13 protein-coding genes are annotated in these 15524 nt (G+C 62.4%); 2 read left to right on the forward strand and 11 right to left on the reverse strand.

Translation table 11 applies throughout. The annotated features are described in order from the left end of the window. Positions 1–8 precede the first annotated feature (8 nt). Positions 9–2078 carry an EAL domain-containing protein gene (locus Q8O69_RS06335; RefSeq protein ID WP_305590509.1) on the forward strand — a complete coding sequence of 690 codons (2070 nt, stop codon included), beginning with the start codon at positions 9–11 and terminating at the stop codon, positions 2076–2078. 52 nt (positions 2079–2130) lie between these two features. On the opposite strand, the gene serB is transcribed toward Q8O69_RS06335, so the two are convergent. Continuing rightward, positions 2131–3345 carry a phosphoserine phosphatase SerB gene (gene serB / locus Q8O69_RS06340; RefSeq protein WP_090249722.1) on the reverse strand — a complete coding sequence of 405 codons (1215 nt, stop codon included), beginning with the start codon at positions 3343–3345 and terminating at the stop codon, positions 2131–2133. 174 nt (positions 3346–3519) lie between these two features. Here serB and Q8O69_RS06345 point away from each other — a divergent pair, with 174 nt between their 5' ends. Then, positions 3520–5064, forward strand: a complete 1545-nt coding sequence (locus Q8O69_RS06345) for an AhpA/YtjB family protein (protein ID WP_305590511.1) — start codon at positions 3520–3522, stop codon at positions 5062–5064. A gap of 51 nt (positions 5065–5115) precedes the next feature. Here the strand turns inward: Q8O69_RS06345 and Q8O69_RS06350 are convergent, their stop codons facing one another. The 10 genes from Q8O69_RS06350 to thiC all read right to left on the reverse strand — a co-directional run. After that, positions 5116–5820, reverse strand: a complete 705-nt coding sequence (locus Q8O69_RS06350) for a membrane integrity-associated transporter subunit PqiC (protein WP_305590513.1) — start codon at positions 5818–5820, stop codon at positions 5116–5118. Between the two features lie 160 nt (positions 5821–5980). Continuing rightward, positions 5981–8239, reverse strand: a complete 2259-nt coding sequence (gene parC / locus Q8O69_RS06355; protein WP_305590515.1) for a DNA topoisomerase IV subunit A — start codon at positions 8237–8239, stop codon at positions 5981–5983. 7 nt (positions 8240–8246) lie between these two features. Further along, positions 8247–8771, reverse strand: a complete 525-nt coding sequence (locus Q8O69_RS06360; RefSeq protein WP_275960532.1) for a TIGR02281 family clan AA aspartic protease — start codon at positions 8769–8771, stop codon at positions 8247–8249. Then, complete coding sequence (locus Q8O69_RS06365) at positions 8768–9751, reverse strand: esterase-like activity of phytase family protein (protein ID WP_371136056.1); 984 nt, start codon at positions 9749–9751, stop codon at positions 8768–8770. Before Q8O69_RS06365 ends, Q8O69_RS06360 begins: the two co-directional genes overlap by 4 nt. Next, entirely contained in the window at positions 9751–11655 is a 1905-nt protein-coding gene (gene parE / locus Q8O69_RS06370) for a DNA topoisomerase IV subunit B (RefSeq protein ID WP_305590517.1), read from the reverse strand. Before parE ends, Q8O69_RS06365 begins: the two co-directional genes overlap by 1 nt. A 15-nt stretch (positions 11656–11670) precedes the next feature. Further along, positions 11671–12282: a YqiA/YcfP family alpha/beta fold hydrolase gene (locus Q8O69_RS06375; protein ID WP_305590519.1), complete on the reverse strand. Its 612-nt coding sequence runs from the start codon at positions 12280–12282 to the stop codon at positions 11671–11673. 55 nt (positions 12283–12337) lie between these two features. Continuing rightward, on the reverse strand, positions 12338–13159 hold the full coding sequence (gene cpdA / locus Q8O69_RS06380; RefSeq protein ID WP_305590536.1) for a 3',5'-cyclic-AMP phosphodiesterase: 822 nt from the start codon (positions 13157–13159) through the stop codon (positions 12338–12340). A 173-nt stretch (positions 13160–13332) separates the two neighbouring features. Then, a complete protein-coding gene (locus Q8O69_RS06385; protein ID WP_275960528.1) occupies positions 13333–13791 on the reverse strand; it encodes a DUF1249 domain-containing protein in 459 nt (152 codons plus the stop codon). After that, positions 13782–14381, reverse strand: a complete 600-nt coding sequence (locus Q8O69_RS06390; protein WP_305590521.1) for an NUDIX domain-containing protein — start codon at positions 14379–14381, stop codon at positions 13782–13784. The genes Q8O69_RS06385 and Q8O69_RS06390 overlap by 10 nt, the downstream gene beginning before the upstream one ends. 233 nt (positions 14382–14614) lie before the next feature. Further along, positions 14615–15524, reverse strand: a 910-nt coding sequence (gene thiC, locus Q8O69_RS06395; protein WP_305590523.1) for a phosphomethylpyrimidine synthase, incomplete at its 5' end; no start/stop codon positions are given.

Consider the following 15524-nt stretch of genomic DNA (forward strand, 5'->3'; position numbering starts at 1 on the left):
ACCACACCATGGCCATTGAAAAAAAAACCATTCGGCTACTGATACTCGAAGACTCGCAGAACGAGGCCGAGCGCCTGGTCAGCCTGTTCCGTAATGCGGGGCGGGCAACCCGTGTGCACCGCCTGACCTCCAGCGATGACCTCAACGAGGCACTGCAGCAAAGCTGGGATCTGTTGATCTGCGCGCCGAGCAGTGAACAGCTGGCGCCGAGTGAGGCGATTGGCGCAATCCGTCGCCAGGCCAAGGATATTCCAGTCATCCAGCTGCTCGCCGACAATGACTCCGACAGCATCACCGAAGCCCTGATGCTCGGCGCTCAGGACGCATTGCCGCAAGGTGAAGATGAGCGCCTGGTCTTAGTCGCCAAGCGCGAGCTGGCCAACCTGGAAGAACGCCGCGCGCGCCGCGCCTCTGAAGTGGCTCTGCGCGAAGCGGAGAAACGCTGCCAGCTGCTGCTCGACAGCTCCGTTGACGCCATCACCTACGTACACGACGGCATGCACATCTACGCCAACCGCGCCTATCTGGAGCTGTTTGCCTACGAAGATGCCGACGAGTTGGAAGGCATGCCGATGATCGATCTCATCGGCAGCAGCGACCAGTCCAGCTTCAAGGACTTCCTGAAGAATTATCAAAGTGCCGAAGGCAGCGCCGAACTCAACTGTGCCGGCATCAAGGCCAACGGCCAGAGTTTCCCGGCGCAGATGAGCTTCTCCCCGGCCACCTACGATGGCGAGCCCTGCATACAGGTGGTGATTCGCGCCGAAACTGGCAACGCCGAACTGGAAGAAAAACTGCGCGAAATCAGCAGCCAGGATCTGGTCACCGGCCTGTTCAACCGTACCCACTTCCTCGAACTGATGGACAACGCCGCCGAGCGCGCAGTGAATGCCGGGCAACCGTCCAGCCTCGCTTACATTCGCGTCGACCGCTACGCCAGCCTGCTCGCCGACATCGGCCTGGCGGGCATCGATATTCTTCTCACCGACCTGGCCAACCTGCTGCGCGCGCACTTCAGCGCCGACGCGCAACTGGCGCGCTTCGGCGATGACGTATTTGCCGTACTGCAACCCGGCGTCAGCCCGGAAAGCACCCGCGAGCAGCTGGACAGCCTGCTGAAAAAAGTCGAAAGCCATCTGTTCGACGTCAGCGGCCGCACCGTGCAAAGCACCCTGTCGATTGGCGTAGCCGGGCTCAACGAGAAGACCGCCAAGGCCCAGGAAGTGGTCGACCGCGCCCATCGCTGCGCCGACGAGCTGAGCGATGGCAACGCCATCAAAGTGTTCAACCCGGCCGATGAGCTGGCCGCAGCCGCGAGCCGTGGCAACATTGTCGCGATGATCCAACAGGCGCTGGAGAAGAACAGCTTCCGCCTGCTGTTCCAGCCGATCATCAGCCTGCGCGGCGACAGCTTTGAGCACTATGAAGCGCTGCTGCGCCTGATCGGCCCACAGGGCGAGGAAATTCCGCCGACCGAACTGTTCAACGCGGCAAAAGATGCCGGCCTTGCTGAAAAGATCGACCGCTGGGTAATCCTCAATTCGATCAAACTGCTCGCCGACCACCGCAGCAAAGGCCACAACACCCGCCTGTTTGTGCACCTGTCGACTGCCAGCGTGCAGGATCAGACCCTGCTGCCGTGGCTCAGCGTGGCCCTGAAAGCCGCACGCCTGCCCTCAGATTCACTGGTGTTCCAGTTCAGCGAGCCGGATGCGATTGCCTACCTGAAGCAGGCCAAGGCCATCACCCAGGGCCTCAACGAGCTGCACTGCAAAACCGCGCTGACTCAGTTCGGCTGCTCGCTGAATCCGTTCAACACGCTCAAGCACCTGCATATCGACTTCGTCAAAGTTGACAGCTCCTTCTCCCAGGACCTGAGCAAGGCGGAAAACCAGGAAGCATTGAAAACCCTGCTGGCCAGCCTGCACTCCCAGGCCAAGCTGACCATCGTGCCCTTCGTCGAGAGCGCCAGCGTGCTGGCCACCCTCTGGCAGGCCGGGGTCAACTATATCCAGGGGCATTACCTGCAGGGCCCGAGCCAGTCGATGGACTACGACTTCTCGGCCGGCGACGAGTAAGCAGTACAGGCAGCAAAAAGCCGCCCTCGGGCGGCTTTTGTTTGCCTACTATTTACTCCAGGCCGTCGCGGTCGCGAAAGCCGAGCAAATAGAGAATACCGTCCAGCCCCAGGGTTGAGATCGCCTGCTTGGCCGACTGTTTGACCAGCGGCTTGGCGCGGAACGCCACGCCCAGCCCGGCGATGGCCAGCATTGGCAGGTCATTGGCGCCATCGCCCACGGCGATGGTCTGCTCCAGACGCAAGCCTTCCTTGGCCGCCAGTTCGCGCAGCAGATCGGCTTTGCGCTGGGCATCGACAATCGGCTCAACCGCCACACCGGTAACCAGGCCATCGACGATCTGCAGTTCGTTGGCGAACACATAATCGATACCCAGTTTGGCCTGCAACTGCTTGGCAAAGTAGGTAAAGCCGCCGGAGAGGATCGCAGTCTTGTAGCCCAGACGGCGCAACTCGCTGAACAGCGTCTCGGCGCCCTCGGTCAGACGCAGGGAGGCGCCGATATCGGCCAGTACGGTTTCCGGCAAACCCTTGAGCAGCGCCAAACGCTCGCGGAAGCTGGCGGCAAAATCCAGCTCGCCACGCATCGCCCGCTCGGTGATTTCCGAGACTTGCTCACCAACACCGGCGGCCTTGGCCAGCTCGTCGATCACCTCGGCCTCGATCAGTGTCGAATCCATGTCGAACACCGCCAGGCGGCGATTACGGCGGAACAGCGAATCGCGCTGGAAGGCGATATCAACATTCAATTCCTGCGCCACGCTAAGGAACTCGGCACGTAAGGCAGCTGGATCGGCCGGCTCGCCACGCACGGAAAACTCGATACAGCCCTTGCCCTGCTCGGCCGGCATATCCAGCGGCATGCGCCCGGACAGGCGGTCGATATGGTCGATATTCAGGTCATAACGCGCGGTAATCGCGCTGACCCGCTGCAACTGCTCGGCGGTGACCTTGCGCGTCAGCAGGGTGACGATATGCCGGGCTTTGCCCTGGCCACTGACCCACTGCTGGTAATCCGCCTCGGATACCGGCGTGAAGCGCACCTGCTGATCGAGCTTGTAAGCGGTAAACAGAATGTCCTTGAGCACCGACGAGGCGCGCTCGGTATCCGGGATTTCCACCAGAATGCCGAACGACAGGGTGTCATGGATCACCGCCTGGCCAATATCGAGGATATTCACCCCGCCCTGGGCCAGCACGCCGGTGATGGCGGCAGTCAAACCGGGGCGATCTTCGCCGGTGATATTGATCAGGACGATTTCGCGCAAGGCTCGGTCTCCAGTACAGCGTCAGGGGCAGCGGCTTGCTGAACAGGTCACAAGCCGTGGAAAAGGCGCACATTCTACCCATTTTCAGCGGCAAACAGCCACGCACGGCGCTTTGCCCACCGCAGGGGCGCCGCTATACTGCGCGCCAACTACAGTCGACATGAGCCGAGCTCTGTGAACCGGCCCCCCCCCGTAAAACCCGATAATTTCTTTCTGCTGCTGTTCCAGGCCCTGCGCCAACGGCGCATCCCCCTGGCGCTGCGCATTGTCAGCCATAGCCTGTTGCTGGTGGCCTTGGCCCTGGTGATCTATGGCTGGGTGATCGGCATGCAGTTCAAGCACGCCATGCAGCAACAGGCCGAAGCCCTGGGCACCAGCCTGATTACCCAGACTGCGGCCTCGGCGACCGAGCTGCTGGTGTCCAACGACATCCTCAGCCTCAACGTGCTGCTCAACAATCTAGTGAAGAACCCGCTGGTGGCCCACGCCGCCATCTACAGCGTGGACAACCGCATCCTCGCCGAGGCAGGTTCGCGCCCAAGCAAAAGCATGCTCGGTGAAACCGAGGGGCTGTATTCGACGCCGATCACCTTCCAGGAGGTGATTGCCGGGCAGCTACGTATCAGCTTGGATATGCAGCAATTCCAACAACCGATGACCATCAGCCTGCAGAGCATGGGCATTCTCAGCCTGATTCTGCTGGCCCTGACCCTGTCCTTGAGCATGCGCTTAGGCCGGCATATCTCCACGCCGCTGCTGCAACTGCGGGTATGGCTGCGTGACCCGGATGACCCTGCGCCAGGCGCCGGCCGCCAGGATGAAATCGGCGACCTGGCGCGCCAGCTGCAAGCGCGCCTGGTGCCCGAGAAGCCTGCGCTACCAGAAGAAGAGGAAGAGCCGTTCTACGACGACGAGCCAGTCGCCCAGGACGATGACGACTATCTGCCGGAGTCGTTCGAGGATGAGCCGGACTTCGAAGTTCGCGACCTGCACGATGAGCGCTTCGATGAGCAGGACGAGCCAGTAGAATCCCTGCATACCACCGACGCCGAGCACTACGCGGGCAGTGCAGTCGACGACCCATTTTCCGAACTGCGCGATCAATCCGAACACGAGCCTGCAACAACACTTGCACCCGTGATACAGCAGCCGCTGCCCAGTGCCGTACTGGCAATCCAGCTGGGCGCGCAAGAGCAGCTGCGCCGCCTGCCGCGCAGCCGCCTGATGGAGTTGCTGCAGCGTTACCGTGACTGTCTGGATCGCGCCGCCAACCTGTATCAGGGCGAGCTGCATACCTTGAGCGACGGTAGCAGCCTGATGCTGTTTCACCAGCTAGATATTGGTGAGGACTACCTGACCCACGCCATCTGCTGCGGCGAACTGATGCGCGCCCTCGGTCATGCCCTGCAGATCGAGGTGGCGGACAGCGGCATCACCCTGCAACTGCAGCTTGGCCTGACCCTGGGTGAAAACCTCAGCGACCTCAGCCAGGGCGACCTGTTGCTCAGTGAAACGGCACAGAGCGCCCTGGCGCTGTCACAGCACAGCCGCAACCTGCTGCTGGTCGAGCGCAGCATTGCCGACGATGCCCTGGTCAGCCAGCGTGCGCGCATTCGCGCCATCGCCAGCCCGCAAGGCGCCTGCTGCGTGGAACGCCTGCTGGAGCCCTACCCATCACTGCTGGAACGCCAGCTGGCGCGCATGCACGAAAACCATTAAGCCGACCCAAGAAAAAGCCCGCCTGATTGGCGGGCTTTTTCTTGGCGGCGCTTAGAAGCGGAACACCTCGCCTTCATCACGCATTGGCTCAACCACCGGGATACGCGGTGGCGCAGGCGGCGCGGGCTTTACCGGCGCCGGCTTGCGCGGCGGCTCGGCCACCACCGGTACAGGCTTGCCGTGGGTTTCAACGGCTACCGCCAGCTGCTCAACCAGCTGCTGTACCACCAGGCTCTGCGCCCGTACCTGATCGACGATGGTGCCGCTGTGGGCTTGCTCCAGACGCACCAGACGCCCATCGAGCAGCTTGCCGTCGGCACCCGCCAGACGCCACTGCGCTTCCAGCACGGCCGGGCGCTGCGGACCGGAGTCCAGACGGGTAATCGACAGCCCCAGGCGCACCTGCGGCACAAAGCCGACGGTGGCCGGCGCCAGCACCAAGCGCTGGCTGTCCAGACGCGAGGCCAGCTGACGCAGCAGCTGCTGATCAATATCGGCAGCCAGGCTGCCGGCCCAGCGCGCATCTTCGGCAGCGGTCAGGCTACCGTCGGTCTGACGCTGTAATAGCGCCTCACGCTGCAGGTAATCAGCAATCGCCACCGGCCCAAGCAACACGGCAATGCCCTGCTCGGCAGCGGGTACACGAATATCGCCGCTATCGAGCTGGTACAGCGGCGCTTGTTGATAGCGCGTACAACCCGCCAGGCCAAGCACGCCGGCCAGCAGCAGAATTCCGGGAAAACGCAGAACAGTCATCTCACTCATCCAGCCGGCCAGGTTGCCGGCGTGCATACCAAATTAGGTGCCAGTGGGCCGCTTGCGCGACCCACCCTGCGGCTGCGTATCATCCTTGAAAGCCGCCCGCGACTCCAGCGCGGCACTCTAGCGGCATGCATCCGAGCCCAAGCCCTGAAGCTTAACCCTGGATTTCAACCAACAGACTGTCGACTCGCTGGAATCCGCGCGGCAGCTTGTTACCGCGCCGGCCGCGCTCACCTTTGTAGTGTTCCAGATCATCGGCCTTGAGCGACAGCGTACGCTTGCCGGCCTGCAAGACCAGGGTGCTGCCAACCGGCAGTACGGCCAGATCGGTGAGGTATTCCTCGCGTGAAGCGACCCGCTCACCGGGGATACCGATGATCTTGTTACCCTTGCCTTTGCCCAGCTGGGGCAGATCGCGTACCGGGAACAGCAGCAGGCGGCCTTCGGTGGTCACCGCCGCCAGCCAGTCTTCCTCACGGTTACCCAGCGGTTTGGGCGGCACCACCAGGGCGCCAGTTGGCAGGCTGAGCAACGCCTTGCCGGCCTTGTTCTTCGCTTGTAGGTCTTCACCCTTGACCACAAAGCCGTAGCCGGCATCGGAGGCAATCACATACAACGCATTGTCATCTGGCAGCAGCACGCACTCGAAGGTCGCCCCCGGTGGCGGCGTCAGGCGCCCGGTCAGCGGCTCGCCCTGCCCCCGGGCAGATGGCAGCAAATGCGCGGCCAGCGAGTAGCTGCGCCCGGTGGAGTCGATAAATACCGCGTACTGATTCGAGCGGCCCGGCGCAGCGGTCTTGAAGCCATCACCGGCCTTGTACGAGAGGCCGGTGGCGTCGATATCGTGGCCCTTGGCGCAGCGTACCCAGCCTTTTTCCGAGATCACCACGGTAACCGGCTCAGTCGGCATCAGCTCGGTTTCGCTCAGTGCCTTGGCTTCGGCGCGGGCAACGATCGGCGAGCGGCGGTCGTCGCCGTATTTCTCGGCGTCGGCCAGAATTTCCTGACGCACCAGCTTCTTCAGCTTGGTCTCGCTGCCAAGCAGGGCCAGCAGCTTGTCGCGCTCCTTGGCCAGCTCTTCCTGCTCGCCACGGATCTGCATTTCCTCAAGCCGCGCGAGCTGGCGCAGGCGGGTCTCAAGGATGTACTCGGCCTGAATCTCAGTCAGGCCGAAGCGCTCCATCAGCACCGGTTTGGGCGAGTCCTCGGTGCGGATAATGCGGATCACTTCGTCGAGGTTGAGGAAGGCAATCAAGCGTCCTTCCAACAGGTGCAGGCGATGCTCAACCTTGTCCAGACGGAACTGCAAACGGCGGCGTACGGTGCCGACGCGGTACTGCAGCCACTCGGTGAGCAGGGTGCGCAGGTCTTTTACCGACGGTTTACCGTCCAGGCCAATAACGTTGGTGTTGACCCGGTAGCTGGACTCCAACTCGGTGGTGGCGAACAGGTGCTGCATCAGCTCATCGGCATCCACGCGGTTGGAACGCGGGATGATGACGATACGGCACGGGTGCTCGTGATCCGATTCATCGCGCAGGTCGGCAACCATCGGCAGCTTCTTCGCCTGCATCTGCGCGGCAATCTGCTCCAGCACCTTGGCCCCGGAGACCTGATGCGGCAGCGCGGTGACCACAACATCGCCGTCCTCGACGCGGTACACGGCGCGCATACGCACCGAGCCTTTGCCGGTTTCGTAGATTTTCAGCAGGTCGCTGCGCGGGGTGATGATTTCCGCTTCGGTCGGATAATCCGGGCCGAGAATGTGCTCACAGAGCTGCTCGACGGTGGCGTTCGGCTCGTCCAGCAGGCGAATACAGGCCGTCGCAACCTCACGCAGGTTATGCGGCGGCACGTCGGTGGCCATGCCCACGGCAATACCGGTGGTGCCGTTGAGCAGAATATTCGGCAGGCGCGCCGGCAGGGTCGCCGGTTCATTCATGGTGCCGTCGAAGTTCGGCACCCAGTCCACGGTGCCCTGGCCCAACTCGGTAAGCAGCACCTCGGAATAACGCGACAGGCGCGCCTCGGTGTAACGCATGGCGGCGAAGGACTTTGGATCATCCGGCGCACCCCAGTTGCCCTGGCCGTCGACCAGGGTGTAGCGGTAGCTGAACGGTTGCGCCATCAGCACCATGGCTTCGTAGCAGGCGCTGTCGCCGTGCGGGTGGAACTTGCCGAGCACGTCACCGACAGTACGCGCCGACTTCTTGTGCTTGGAGTCGGCGTCCAGGCCCAGCTCGCTCATGGCGTAGACAATGCGCCGCTGCACCGGCTTCAAGCCGTCGCCGATATGCGGCAGCGCGCGGTCCATGATCACGTACATGGAGTAATTGAGGTAAGCCTGCTCGGTAAAATCGGCAAGGGAACGGCGTTCAACACCGTCCAGGCTCAAATCGAGGGATTCGCTCATGCGTGCCTCATTGCAAGGTGGATTGGCGCAGCATCAAGGTGCCGCCGCGCTGGGTAAATTCGAGTTGTTTCAGGGCACTCATGCCCAGCAATACGTCATCGCCGCCCATGCCGGGGGCAATCAAAGCCTCTACGTCGGTCAGCACGATATCGCCCAGCTGTAGGCGCTCAAGCCGCGTGCGATGGGCCGTGGCGCGGCCATTGGCGGTGCTGATGGTGATTGCCGCGCCGGCTTGCAAACCCAGGCGCTGCGCCACCTCGGTCGGCACCGCGACCTGCGTCGCACCGGTGTCGAGAAGGAAGGTCACCTCCTCGCCATTGATCTTGCCGCCGGCCATATAGTGGCCCTGGCGACTGCTGGCCAGGTGCACTTCGACATAGCCGCTGCCATGCAGCGACTCAGGCGTGCGATTGGGATTGCGCTGAGCGTCTTCCCAGTCGCCGAAGAACTTGGTCGCCAGCAGCAAAGCCGCGCCCCAGGCCAGCACCAGCATCACTCGCCCGGCACGCTTGCCCGCAGGCTGCTCGCTCACGGCTTGCTACCCCAGCCGCCTTTGGGTGCGGTAAAGCGCCAGATAATCGGCCGTGATTCACCGTCGGCGCGGCTGAAACGACCATTATCAACGCCGACCCAAGCGCCGTCCTGATCCACCCACAACGCCTCGGCCAGACCATAGGACGGCGGATAGAGACGCTCCGGGGTCAGCGCTTCGGCGGCAAACGACCAGCACTTCTCGACCTGACCATTGCTCAGGCTGCGTCGACAGATGCGGTGCGCCTGGCGCTCAAGGGTGAAGAGCTTTTCGTTATGGAAGGCCAGACCGGAGAAGTCCCGTGGCTGCTCTTTCGCGCCCAGCTGCTCGGGCGCGGGCTCGGTGCCCGCCTCACTGAACAACACGCAGCCACCGGTGCAACGCCAGATGGCGCGCTGCTTGTGCACCACCAGCAAACCACGGCGCATGCGCTCGGCCGCCAGGTACAGGCGCTCGCCAGCCGGATCGACGGCAATGCCTTCAAACAGCGAGTTGTAGTGCAACAACATGCCACTGGCGCGCGCCTGGCGTAGCAGCCCCTGAGGCAGTTTCAGCCAATTGGGCTCACCCATAACCGGTAACTGCAGCACGGCCGCCTTGGCCTCACTGACCAGGTAGCGGTTGCCGGCGGCGTCACAACTGATGCCCTCGAAATCCAGCTCGCCCCCGCGCACCAGGCCGGCAGCCCAGCTGCGCATACGCAGCCCCCAGGGTAAACGCGCATCCGGCGCAGGCGGCGCGACAAAGGTCTCGGCCGTGGCCTGCCACTGCGACTCGTCGGATTCCAGGCGATAGAGCTGCTGATCATCGCGGTCGGAAACCGCCCACAACGCGTTATCGCACCAGGCCAACCCGGACAAGTTGCCGCCAGTGACGCCACTGACCGCTTGCTCGTTGAGCAGTTTCAGCTCTTCCAACGCCGTCGCGCTCGCCAGCAAGGGTGAGCAAAGCAATAGGCAGACAGCCAACAGCCGCTGCATCAGAGCAACACCTCGGCCAGGTTGCCCTTGGACTCCAGCCAGGATTTACGGTCGCCGGCGCGCTTCTTCGCCAGCAGCATGTCCATCATCTCCTGGGTGCCGGGGTAGTCGTCCAGGGTCAGCTGCACCAGGCGCCGGGTGTTGGGGTCCATAGTGGTTTCGCGCAGCTGCGGCGGGTTCATTTCACCCAGGCCTTTAAAGCGGGTGACCTGCGGCTTGCCACGGCGCTTCTCGGCCACCAGGCGGTCGAGAATGCCGTCGCGCTCGGCTTCATCCAGGGCGTAGAAAATCTCCTTGCCCAGGTCGATGCGGTACAGCGGGGGCATGGCCACATAGACGTGCCCCGCATCCACCAGTGGGCGGAAATGCTGGACGAATAGCGCGCAAAGCAAGGTGGCGATATGCAGGCCGTCGGAGTCGGCGTCGGCGAGGATGCAGATCTTGCCGTAGCGCAGCTGGCTGAGGTCGCTGGAACCCGGATCGAGACCAACCGCCACGGCGATGTTGTGGACTTCCTGGCTGGCCAGCACTTCGCTGCCATCGACTTCCCAGGTGTTCAGAATCTTCCCGCGCAGCGGCAGGATCGCCTGAAATTCTTTATCGCGCGCCTGCTTGGCCGAGCCGCCAGCGGAATCACCTTCCACCAGAAACAGTTCGGAGCGCATCGGGTCCTGCCCAGCGCAGTCAGCCAGCTTGCCAGGCAGCGCCGGGCCTTGAGTGATGCGTTTGCGCTCGACCTTTTTGCCGGCTTTGAGGCGGCGGTTGGCGTTGCTGATCGCCAACTCTGCGAGCTGCTGACCGAGTTCGGGGTGACCGTTAAGCCACAGGCTGAAGGCATCTTTCACCACGCCAGAAACGAAGGCAGCCGCCTCACGGGACGACAGGCGCTCCTTGGTCTGCCCGGAGAACTGCGCGTCCTGCATTTTCATCGACAGGACGAAGGCGATGCGCTCCCAGATATCTTCCGGGGCCAGCTTGACCCCGCGCGGCAGCAGGCTGCGGAACTCGCAGAACTCGCGCATGGCATCCAAGAGGCCCTGACGCAGGCCATTCACATGGGTGCCACCCTGAGCGGTGGGGATCAGGTTGACGTAGCTTTCCTGCACCGCGTCGCCGCCTTCCGGCAGCCACAGCAGCGCCCAATCCACCGCTTCCTTATTACCCGCCAGGCTGCCGCAGAAGGGTTCATTGGGTAGCCGTTCAAATTCGCTGACCGCATCCACCAGATAGGAACGCAGGCCGTCTTCATACAGCCACTCGACTTTCTCGCCGCTGGCCTTGTCCTCGAAACTGACCGCAAGCCCCGGGCACAACACCGCCTTGGCTTTCAGTACGTGCTTGAGGCGGCTGACCGAGAATTTGAAGGAGTCGAAATACTTGGCGTCCGGCCAGAAATGCACGCTGGTGCCGGTGTTGCGCTTGCCCACCGTGCCGACCACGGCCAGGTCACTGGCCTTGTAGCCGTCGGCGAAGCTCATCTGGTATTCATTGCCGTCGCGTTTGACCGTGACGATCACGCTGGTCGACAGCGCGTTGACCACCGAGATGCCCACACCGTGCAGGCCGCCGGAGAACTGGTAGTTCTTGTTGCTGAACTTGCCGCCGGCATGCAGCTTGGTGAGGATCAGCTCGACCCCTGGCACGCCCTCTTCCGGGTGAATGTCCACTGGCATGCCGCGACCGTCGTCGAGCACTTCCAGGGAGTTGTCCTCGTGCAGGATCACCTGAATCGATTTGGCATGCCCGGCCAGCGCTTCGTCGACGCTGTTGTCGATAACTTCCTGGGCCAGGTGGTTGGGCCGGCTGGTGTCGGTGTACATACCCGGGCGTTTGCGCACCGGGTCGAGGCCGGAAAGGACTTCGATGGCATCGGCGTTGTAAGAGCTAGAACCTTGCTGGGCCATGGGGTCTCTTGTTCGTCAATTGAGAGCGGAAAAGTCGATATCCTGCCACAGATGGCGAGGAATACCGGCGAAAGCGAAAAGCATCGGCAAACGCTGGGCAAAACCCTGAAAGCCGTGATCGCCACCGGCCTGGATACGCAGCGCGCAGGTGCGGTAATAGCTCTGGGCATCGCGGTAATCGAGGGTTTCATCGGCGGTCTGCAGCCACACCTGATAGCGCGCCGGATCTTGCAGCACTGCCACATCAAGTTCGGCCAAGGCCGCTACATGATCGGCCGTCAGCTCCCAGGTTTCATCGCTGTAATAGTTCTTCTGCGGGCCCAGGTAGCCGTCGAAACGCAGGTGCGGGCGCACGGCTGGGTTGATCAACAGCGCAGGCAACCCGTGGCGTTCGGCCAAGTGGGTCGCATAGTAGCCGCCCAGCGAGCTGCCAACCAGCACGGGCCGACCAAGCTCGGCAATCCGCGCTTCGAGCTGGGCCATCGCCTGGCGTGGATGGTGATGCAGGGCCGGCACCCGCAGCTGCGCGGCCAGGCCCAGCTGCGCCATGGCGCGCTGCAGCTGGCTGGCCTTGAGCGATGCCGGCGAGCTGTTAAGCCCGTGGATATAGAGAATGGATGTGGTCATGGGGCGGGAGGCTAACCGGTTGCGGCGACCGGCTGCAACCGGTTAGCCAAGCGGCTTAATAGCCTTTGATGGTGTAATCGATTTCGAACTTGATCCCGGTCACCCGCGATACACCAGTTTCCAGGCGACCGTCGTCAAACAGGCGCAGCCAGCGATAGCCCGGCGCGGTTTTATCCACCTGAAACTCCTCGCTACCCGGGGCGAACTGCACGCAGGTCGAAGGCGACGCCAGCAAACGGATCGGACCGCGCTGCTGATCAAGCTCCTGATGAATATGCCCCCAGAGCACCGCACGCACCTGGCTGAAACGCTCCAGCACGGCAAACAGGGCATCCGGGTTGCGCAGACCGATGGGCTCCATCCATTTGCAACCGATGGACACCGGGTGGTGATGCAGGCAGATCAGGTGATGACGATCCGGTTCTTCGCTGAGTGCGCGTTCCAGCAAGGCAAGCTGCTGTTCGTTGAGGTAACCGGGCACGGCACCGGGGATTGAGGAATCGAGCAGAATCACGCGCCAGTTGCCCAGATCGATTACCGGCTCCAGCAGATCACTGCCAACGCAGGCGGCCTGCATGGCAGGCACTTCATCATGGTTACCGGGGAACCAGCGCGCGGGCGCGGGGATGGCAGCGGTCATCTCGCGGAAGCGCTGGTAGGACTCAGCGCTACCGTCCTGCGAGAGGTCGCCACTGGCCAGGATCAGGTCGATCTGCGGTTGCTCCTGCAGCACACGCTCGATCACCCGCTGCAAGCTGTCCTGGGTATCCATGCCCAATAGCTTGCCTGCCCCGTCGGCAAACAGGTGACTGTCGGATAACTGCACCAGCAGTACCGAGCGATCAACAGCAGTGGTTTTAGTCGGCGCGCCCGGCAAGACCTTCTCCTTGAGCGGAATGCGTGAATTATGCTGGCTAGCCCTGCGGGCGGTAAACCCGCGAAAGGGGAATAGATCACAGAACGCCTGCTGTAAATCCAACGCCCACCCTAAGGCTAGCGCGTATCGGAATAATGCGCCTGCGACTGATTATCGGCAGAACGTGAAAAAACCTAACGCACGGGCGCCAGTTCGTGACCGCAGGCCAGGCAGTGGCTCAGCCACTCACCGAGAAACAGGTTGAGTTGGGTCTTCTCATCCGGCTGATGCATGGCGGCGTTGGGGTAGGGATAAATGCCGTGAAAGCGCCGCGCACTCTGCGTGCCGACGACCTCGGCCATGCGCGCATCGTGATAGACCCGCACTTCCAGACGCGGCACCGGCAGCCAGGACAGGCTGTGTTCCTGGCGCACCTCGATGGTCGAGGTATAGGGGCAGGTTTCCAGCACCTCCAGGGCCAGCACGCCGAGCAGGTGTTCGCCCTGACTGAGAGCCACACGACGAACCTGCTGCCGGCCATCCCCGCGCATGTCCGGCAGCAGCTGCAGCAGGCGCACATAGTTGAGTTCGCAAGCGGTCTGCAGCTCGACCAGGTCGACCCGATAACGCTCGCGCAGCAGGTTCACGACCACAACCCCCGCACTTCAGCGCGGTTCAGCGCCAGCCACTGCAGGGCAATGATGCTGGCAGCATTGTCGATCCGCCCATCTTTCAGCGCATCCAGGGCATCTTCCAGTGGCCAGACGTGCACGCGAATGTCCTCGCCCTCTTCCGCCAGGCCATGCACGCCGCCGGCGCCTTCACTGTCGCAACGGCCGACAAACAGGTGCACACGCTCATCCGAACCACCGGGGGACGGGTAGTACTGGGCAATCGGCCACAGCGAAGTCAACGGCAGATTGGCCTCCTCCAGCGCCTCACGGCGGGCCACTTCCTCCGGCTGTTCGTCCTTGTCGATCAAGCCGGCGACCAGCTCCAGCAGCCAGGGATTGGTGCTTTTATCCAGCGCACCGACGCGGAACTGTTCGATCAGCACCACGCAGTCGCGCTGCGGATCGTAGGGCAGCACGCACACCGCATCGTGGCGCACAAACAGCTCGCGGGTAAGCGTAGGACCCATGCCACCGGCAAACTGACGATGGCGCAAACGCAGCCGATCAAGCTTGTAGAAGCCGCTAAAGCAGGCCTCGCGCTCGATCACTTCGACATCTTCTCGTTGCATAACGCCCCCTGATTAACAGAAACGGGCCCGAAGGCCCGTCCTAGTTGCATCCTATGCTGCGCCGAAACATGGCGCAGCAAAAGCTCTAGAGTCCGGTTACGAGCTTGCGAGCTAGAGCCATGCAAGGCGAAAACGGGTGAGGAAGCGGAGTGTACGAGCTGTACATGAGCATTCCGAACCTGTTTTCAACGCAGCAAGGCTGACGCGCAGCTGATCGTAATTGGATATCTCTATCAGACCTTGTGGTAGAGCTGCGCACCTTGCGCCTTAAACTCCTCTGCCTTGGCTTGCATGCCCGCCTCAGCGTCCAGGTCGAGTGCGGCGATGCGCTGCTCTTCAGCATAGACGCGAACTTCCTGGGTGATCTTCATCGAGCAGAACTTCGGCCCGCACATGGAGCAGAAGTGTGCCACCTTCGCCGAGTCCTTGGGCAGCGTTTCGTCGTGATAACTGCGCGCGGTATCGGGATCGAGACCAAGGTTGAACTGATCTTCCCAGCGGAATTCGAAGCGCGCCTTGCTCAGCGCGTTGTCACGAATCTGCGCGCCGGGGTGACCTTTGGCCAGGTCAGCGGCATGGGCGGCAATCTTGTAGGTGATGATGCCGGTCTTCACGTCATCCTTGTTCGGCAGACCCAGGTGCTCCTTGGGCGTGACGTAGCAAAGCATGGCGCAACCGAACCAGCCGATCATCGCCGCACCGATGCCGCTGGTGATGTGGTCGTAACCCGGCGCGATGTCAGTGGTCAGCGGGCCGAGGGTGTAGAACGGCGCCTCGTCACAGCACTCCAGCTGCTTGTCCATGTTCTCCTTGATCAGCTGCATCGGCACATGGCCAGGGCCTTCGATCATGGTTTGCACGTCATGTTTCCAGGCGATCTTGGTCAACTCTCCTAATGTCTCCAGCTCCCCGAACTGGGCCTCGTCATTGGCATCGGCGATACTTCCCGGGCGCAGGCCGTCACCGAGCGAAAAAGAGATATCGTATTGTTTCATGATCTCGCAGATCTCTTCAAAATGAGTGTACAGAAAATTTTCTTTGTGATGCGCCAGGCACCACTTGGCCATGATCGAGCCGCCACGGCTGACGATGCCGGTGACCCGCTTGGCGGTCAGCGGCACATAACGCAGCAGCACGCCGGCG

It is taken from the genome of Pseudomonas sp. (assembly GCF_030690725.1).
GTDB lineage: Bacteria > Pseudomonadota > Gammaproteobacteria > Pseudomonadales > Pseudomonadaceae > Aquipseudomonas.

Bases quoted from the DNA above. Each gene is read 5' to 3' on its own strand.
- Q8O69_RS06365 (WP_371136056.1), bottom strand. From the start codon at position 9,751: ATGCAGCGGCTGTTGGCTGTCTGCCTATTGCTTTGCTCACCCTTGCTG.
- parE (WP_305590517.1), bottom strand. From the start codon at position 11,655: ATGGCCCAGCAAGGTTCTAGCTCTTACAACGCCGATGCCATCGAAGTC.
- parC (WP_305590515.1), bottom strand. From the start codon at position 8,239: ATGAGCGAATCCCTCGATTTGAGCCTGGACGGTGTTGAACGCCGTTCC.
- Q8O69_RS06350 (WP_305590513.1), bottom strand. From the start codon at position 5,820: ATGACTGTTCTGCGTTTTCCCGGAATTCTGCTGCTGGCCGGCGTGCTT.
- Q8O69_RS06390 (WP_305590521.1), bottom strand. From the start codon at position 14,381: ATGCAACGAGAAGATGTCGAAGTGATCGAGCGCGAGGCCTGCTTTAGC.
- Q8O69_RS06375 (WP_305590519.1), bottom strand. From the start codon at position 12,282: ATGACCACATCCATTCTCTATATCCACGGGCTTAACAGCTCGCCGGCA.
- Q8O69_RS06335 (WP_305590509.1), top strand. From the start codon at position 9: ATGGCCATTGAAAAAAAAACCATTCGGCTACTGATACTCGAAGACTCG.